A 4,565-nucleotide genomic window follows, 5' to 3' on the forward strand; every position below is an offset into this window, starting at 1 on the left:
GGGTTCGATTGCGGGATGAGCCGGGGGAGCTGCCACACTCCTCCGCATGACTGTGCCACCCAGTGGGGGATCCATGTACGTGCCCGCCTTCTCGATGAAGCAGCGGATCACGCTGATGGCCAACAAGTACGAGCTGATCACGACCAACCCGGACGGGTCCGACGGACCGCTGCTCGCGTTCGCGCAGCAGAAGCGGATGGCGTTCAAGGAAGAAGTCACGTTCTACACCGACGACACCAAGTCGCAGGTGGTGTTCTCGTTCAAGGCGCGGAAGCGGATCGACCTCGGTTCGGGGTACGACGTGTTCGACGCGAGCGGGCAGCAGATCGGCTGGTTCAAGAAGGAGTTCGGCAAGAGCCTGCTGCGGTCGAGCTGGCAGCTGACCGGGGCCGGGTTCGAGGCGTCCGGGACCGAGCGGAGCGCCGGGATCGCGATCCTGCGCCGGGTCTGGGACTTCGTCCCGTTCATCGGTGAGATCCCGTTGCCGTTCATCTTCCACTTCGACTTCACCGACAACGCGAACCAGCAGACGATCCTGTCGGTCGAGCGGAAGATGTCGATCCGGGACCGGTACCGCGTCTCGGTGCAGGACCAGCGGGTCGACTTCCGGGTCGCCGCCGCGATGACGGTCGCGCTGGACGCGCTGCAGAGCCGCTGATCCACTGCAATCGGGTCCGTCGTACTACCCAGGTAGTACGACGGGCTCACTCTTTCGGGTGAACTGACCCCGAAGACCCTTGGCTGGGCTTGCTGCCGGTGCGAGTCTTGAGGACATGGGTGCAGCGCAGCGCAGTCGACGGTGGTTGGTTCCGGTTTCAGCAGTGGCTTTGGTGGCCGGAGTGGGGACGCTCGGGCCAGTGGTCGCCGATGCCTCGCCAAAGTTGCCCGACATCTCCGCACAGGAGTTGCTGGCAAAGGTGCAGACCGCGAAGGTCGACGGACTGAGTGGCACGGTGCACTCGTCCGCGGACCTCGGGCTGCCGGCACTACCCGGTGTGACCGGCGGTAGCGACTCCGCCAGCGGCACGGTGACCGAGATGCTGAGCGGTGAGCACACCGCCCGGGTCGCGTTCGCGGCACCGGACAAGGCGCGGGTCTCGGTGCTCGACAACATGGCCGAGCGGGTCTGGACGACGGACGGCAAGTCCGCCTGGGCCTACGACTCGGGCAAGCGCGAGGCCGTCAAACTGCAGCTCCCCGAGCACAAGTCGAGCGGTAAGCCGGAGAAGAAGGCACCGCAGTCGTACAATCCGCAGGACGTGGCCAAGCAGTTCCTGGACGCGATCGACCCGACCACGAAGGTCGACGTCAGCGGCACCGAGAAGGTCGCCGGGCGAGACGCCTACAAGCTGCGGCTGACTCCGAAGACGGACAAGACGACGGTCGGCTCCGTGACCCTGGCCGTGGACTCCAAGACCTGGATCCCGCTGCAGGTGAGCGTCCTGCCGAGGACCGGCACGGACCCGGCGGTGGAGATCGGCTTCACCGATGTCTCCTTCGCCGTACCGTCCGCGAGCACGTTCGCGTTCACCCCGCCGAAGGGTGTCGAGGTGACCCAGCCGAAGGCCCCGACGACCCGCCCGGACGTCCCGAAGGGCCTCCCGAGCAAGCCGGAGGCCAAGCCGGAGAACGGCAAGAAGCCTGGTACGGCGAACGAGCCGACCGTGCTCGGTGAAGGCTGGAGCTCCGTGGTGATGGTCCGCGGCGTGAAGCTGACCGGTAACGGTGGACCGGTGGACCAGTTCCTCGCCGGTGCGCAGACGGTCGAAGGTTCGTGGGGCAAGGGCAAGATCGTGACCAGCAAGATGGTCAACGCACTGATCACGGACGACGGCAGAGTCTTCGCCGGCCTGGTCACCCCGCAGACCCTGCAGGACGCCGCAGCCAAGGCGCCTCGCTGACCGTGACAGAGACGACAGGGAGCCCCCTCGTCACGAGGGGGCTGACCAAGCGGTTCCGGGGTGGGCAGGTCGCGGTGGATGCCGTTGACCTCGAGGTGCCGGCGGGGAGTGTTTTCGGGTTTCTCGGGCCGAACGGGTCCGGTAAGACCACCACGATCCGGATGGTGCTCGGCCTGATCGCGCCGACTTCGGGCGAGGTCGAGTTGCTCGGGCAGCCGATGCCGAAGGCGCAGTTGCAGGTATTGCCGCGGGTCGGCGCGCTGGTGGAGGGCCCGGCGTTCTATCCGTTCTGGAGCGGTGTGGCGAACCTGCTCCGCTTCGACGCTGCCGACCGTACGGCGGACCCGCGGACCCGCAAGGTCCGGGCTGGTGAGGCGCTCGAGCGGGTCGGCCTCTCGAACGCCGCAGGCAAGAAGGTCCGGGCGTATTCGCTCGGGATGAAGCAGCGACTGGCGATCGCGGTCGCCCTGATGCAACGCCGGGACCTGCTGGTGCTCGACGAGCCGACCAACGGCCTCGACCCGCAGGGCACCCGTGAGGTGCGCAACCTGATCCGCGAGCTGGCGGACGACGGCACCACGATCTTCACCTCGACCCACCTGCTGGCCGAGGTCGAGCAGGTCTGCACACATGCCGCGGTGATGAGCCGCGGCCGCCTGATCCGTCAGTCCAGCATGGCCGAGCTGCGCTCCGAGCTGCGGCCGCGGCTGGTCGTCCGGACACCGGATGTCACCAAGGCCGCCGAGACCCTGAAGAGTCTCGGAGTGACCGACCTACGGACGGTCGGGGAGACCGTCGAGGGTGACGCGGGGGAGTTGCCGATCGACAAGTTCGCCGCGGGGCTGGTTGCCGCGGATGTCCGCATCCACGGTTTCGGCCTGGAGCGTCCCAGCCTCGAAGAAGCCTTCGTCGCGCTCACCGGGGAGGGTTTCGATGTCGCCGAGTAGCGCACTTGCGGACAGCCCAGTCGTCGCAAGGCCCAGCGCGGGCCGGCACACGCTGGCATTGTTCAAATCGGAGCTGCAGCTCGTCTTCGGCCGCGCCCGCACCTGGGTGCTGCTGGCCGTGCTCGCCGCGGTGCCGGTGATGATCGGGGTCGCGATCAAGCTCTCCGGGGCCGAAGGCGGCGCCGAAGGATTCCTCGGCCAGGTCGCGGGGAACGGGTTGTTCCTGATCGTGGCCAGCCTCGGGCTCTCGCTGCCGTTCTTCCTGCCGACCGCGGTGACTGTGATCTCGGGGGAGTCGCTGGCCGGTGAGTCGAGCCTCGGCACCCTGCGGAACCTGCTCACCGCACCGGCCGGGCGATCCCGGTTGCTGGCCGCGAAGATGGTCGCGCTGGCGATCTTCTGCCTGGCCGCGACGTTCACGATCTGGGTCGCCGGGCTGATCGTCGGCTTCGTGCTCTTCCCGGTCGGCGATGTGCTGCTGCTGTCCGGGTCGACCATCTCGCTGGGGGAAGGGCTGCTCCGGGCGCTGGCGATCGCGGTGGTGATTGCGCTCTCGCTGATGGGCCTGGCCGGCATCGGGCTGTTCGTGTCCTCGCTGACCTCGACCCCGCTGGCAGCGATGGCAGCCACCTTCGGCACGTTCATCGTGCTCGGCATCCTGTCGGCGATCCCGCAGATCGACGTGATCCATCCGTGGCTGCTGATGTACGGCTGGACGTCGTTCGCCGACCTGCTCCGCGACCCGCCGTACTGGGACGCGATCGGCCGCAACCTGCTCCTGCAGGCCGGCTACCTGGCCGTGTTCTACTGCGCGGCGTGGGCCCGGATCACCAGTCGCGACATCGTCTGACCGACAATAGGCCGGTGGATCCCGACCTGGTCGCCGTACTGCGCTGTCCGGTCTGTGCCGATGCGTTGGCGCTGACCGGCCGGACGGCGCGGTGTGCGCAGGGGCATGCGTACGACCTGGCCAAGCAGGGGTACCTGAACCTGTTGCCCTCGGCATCGAATGGGATCGAGGGCGACTCGGCCGGGATGATCGGCGCCCGGACGGTGTTCCTGGGTGGCGGTCACTACGCCCCGATCCGGGACGCGCTGATCCTGCGCGCGGCCGAGTACCTGCAGCCGGACAGCGACGAACTGGTCGTCGAGGTCGGCGCCGGGACCGGCTACTACCTGTCCGGCGTCACCGGCAGATCGCGGCCCGGGCTCGCTCTCGACGTCTCCCGGTACGCCGCTCGCCGGGCCGCCAAGGTGGATCCGCGGATCGGGTCGGTGGTGTGTGATGCCTGGCGCGAGCTGCCCGTGGTGGACGGCGCGGCCCAGGTGGTGCTGAATGTGTTCGCCCCGCGGAACGCGACCGAGATGGCTCGGATCCTGCGCCCGGATGGCGTGCTGCTGGTGGTGACTCCGAATCCGGAGCACCTGGAGGAGCTGATCGGCGTACTGGGGATGGTGTCGGTCGACCAGGACAAGGAGCGGCGCCTGCAGGACGCCCTCGGTGGGACCTTCGTCGAAACCGGCCGCGAGGTGATCGCGGAGCCGATGCGCCTCGATCGAACCGCGGTGGAGCAGCTGGTGCTGATGACGCCGAGCGCCCGGCACATCCCGCCGCACGAACTCGCGACCCGGGTCTCCGTCCTCCCCGAACCAACGATCGCCACCCTCTCGGTCACCCTGACCACCTGGCACCCCCGCCCCGTCCTCTGAGGTCCCC

The 4,565-nt window shown here is 68.3% G+C and carries 5 protein-coding genes; all 5 read left to right on the top strand.

Features of this window, described 5'->3' with window-relative positions:
* Positions 1–46 precede the first annotated feature (46 nt).
* Positions 47–658 carry an LURP-one-related family protein gene (locus E1261_RS43340; protein ID WP_238176818.1) on the top strand — a complete coding sequence of 204 codons (612 nt, stop codon included), beginning with the start codon at positions 47–49 and terminating at the stop codon, positions 656–658.
* A gap of 115 nt (positions 659–773) precedes the next feature.
* Positions 774–1,901: a LolA family protein gene (locus E1261_RS43345; protein WP_238176819.1), complete on the top strand. Its 1,128-nt coding sequence runs from the start codon at positions 774–776 to the stop codon at positions 1,899–1,901.
* A 2-nt stretch (positions 1,902–1,903) separates the two neighbouring features.
* Positions 1,904–2,848 carry an ABC transporter ATP-binding protein gene (locus E1261_RS43350; protein ID WP_238176820.1) on the top strand — a complete coding sequence of 315 codons (945 nt, stop codon included), beginning with the start codon at positions 1,904–1,906 and terminating at the stop codon, positions 2,846–2,848.
* Positions 2,835–3,698 carry an ABC transporter permease gene (locus tag E1261_RS43355; RefSeq protein WP_132415965.1) on the top strand — a complete coding sequence of 288 codons (864 nt, stop codon included), beginning with the start codon at positions 2,835–2,837 and terminating at the stop codon, positions 3,696–3,698. The genes E1261_RS43350 and E1261_RS43355 overlap by 14 nt, the downstream gene beginning before the upstream one ends.
* A 14-nt stretch (positions 3,699–3,712) precedes the next feature.
* Complete coding sequence (locus E1261_RS43360) at positions 3,713–4,558, top strand: putative RNA methyltransferase (RefSeq protein WP_132415967.1); 846 nt, start codon at positions 3,713–3,715, stop codon at positions 4,556–4,558.
* The last annotated feature ends 7 nt before the right edge of the window (positions 4,559–4,565 follow it).

Source organism: Kribbella albertanoniae, from assembly GCF_004348455.1.
Lineage (GTDB): Bacteria > Actinomycetota > Actinomycetes > Propionibacteriales > Kribbellaceae > Kribbella > Kribbella albertanoniae.